This window comes from Loktanella sp. DJP18 (genome assembly GCF_049310965.1).
Classification (GTDB): domain Bacteria; phylum Pseudomonadota; class Alphaproteobacteria; order Rhodobacterales; family Rhodobacteraceae; genus Loktanella.
The window spans coordinates 1-1,632 of record NZ_JBMERN010000301.1 but is presented as its reverse complement, the minus strand read 5'-3'; the positions used below and the strand labels follow the sequence as shown (position 1 = coordinate 1,632).

Here is a 1,632-nt window from a genome sequence, read left to right as displayed (position 1 = left end):
CGCGGCGCTATTCGATCTTCCGACAGACGAGGCCCGCATCCTCTACCACTACACGCTGTCGGCTGAGGACCTTGAGCACATCGACGATCGCAGGCGTCCGGAGAACCGGTTCGGGTACGCACTACAGCTATGCGCCCTGCGATATCCGAGCCGCCTGATATCGTCTCGCGAGGTGATCCCTGACTGCTTGAGGATTTTCTGGCCAGCAGCGGTCATCAGCAGCCCGTCCAAGATGTAGACCGCTTCGTTCACCGTGGCCGGAATGGTCCGGGCGGCGATTGGGTCGAAGACATGAAAACCTCTATCCTTGCGCATGGCATCAGCATGGTTGTCGAAACTGTGAATTTGCAGTAATATGGAAGAAAGATGCTGGGCGCGTGACTGATCAGAGTTGGGTCAGGTAGGTCTGCTATGTCGATGAGGGTTGAACATGGCAAGCATATTTCTGATCTCCATGCAGTCGATCGCGATGATGGCGCTAGGCGCGCTAATTTATGGATTTCTCCAGCAAAAGGTCGGTAGCCGGACGCTTCGCCGCAGCGTGGTGGGCATGGCGTTCGGTATTGGTGCAGCTACCGCCATGATGACACCATTCTACATCTCTGAAGGGGTTCAAGCCGACGCAAGGGGGGCCTTTATCGCCGCAGCAACTGCGTTTGGTGGCCCAATTGCATCTATCATCACCTCTGCCATAAGCATCGCCGTGCGCATTCTGATTGGTGGACCTGCCGTGGTTACCGGATGCATCTCAATTTTATTGACAATAGCGGCCTCGCTAGCCTGGTACATGAGGTACGGCAAAGAGGCCGTAAGATCAAACCAGTCCTGGCTGCTGTTATGCGTCGCGTCTTCGCTACCGTCGGCTATCTTTCTGACGCGGTCTGAGTATTCAGATCCTATGGTTGCAGTAGGCGTATCATTGTTTGTTGCCGCAAACGTTCTAATCTTCGGAAAGATGCTCGAGAAGGAGCAACGGCGTGGTCGCAAAGAACGTGAAATGGAAAGTGCGGCCATCACGGATATCCTGACTGGTTTACCCAACCGGCGTGCATTCGAAGAGTTCGTTACGAAGCTGGAATTGCAGCGCGTTGAGAATGTTCTTCTGATCATTCTGGATATCGACCATTTCAAGAGAATTAATGATATGTACGGGCACGATGAAGGTGACAACGTGCTGCGGGCAGTGGGCGTCGCAATCAACCGCGCGACGCGCGGTCTTGATTTTGCAGCAAGGATTGGCGGCGAGGAGTTCGCTGTCCTTATGACCACGCCGAATTCCGAGATCGGCCAGACCATAACCGAGCGGTTGCAAGAAACCCTTAAGGTTCCTTATGGAAACCCAGCAGATGGACATGTGACCCATGTCAGCGCCGGAGCATTTCACGCAGTCGGACAGGCCTTCAATTATGGCGTGAGCTACAAGGAAGCGGATCAAGCTCTGTACGAGTCGAAAGCCAATGGGCGCAACCGTGTGACCTTCGTATCCCCTCTGCGCAAACACCTATCTGTTGTGCGTTAAGCACATTGGGTCTCAAGACCCTATATCCACTTTATGAATAGCAGATGTGCCGCGGTTGACGGTTCAGATCCTTCCCGAAGATAAATAAGCACTGATCGCAACATGGTAGAATG

1 protein-coding gene and 1 pseudogene are annotated in these 1,632 nt (G+C 53.6%); both read left to right on the top strand.

Annotation, left to right across the window (positions count from 1 at the left end):
* Window positions 1-181 (top strand): annotated as a pseudogene (locus ACOI1H_RS25420) (DUF4158 domain-containing protein); the annotation flags it as partial.
* A 249-nt stretch (window positions 182-430) separates the two neighbouring features.
* Window positions 431-1,519 (top strand): diguanylate cyclase domain-containing protein, encoded by a 1,089-nt coding sequence (locus tag ACOI1H_RS25415; protein WP_422441089.1) that lies wholly within the window; start codon window positions 431-433, stop codon window positions 1,517-1,519.
* Window positions 1,520-1,632 lie beyond the last annotated feature (113 nt).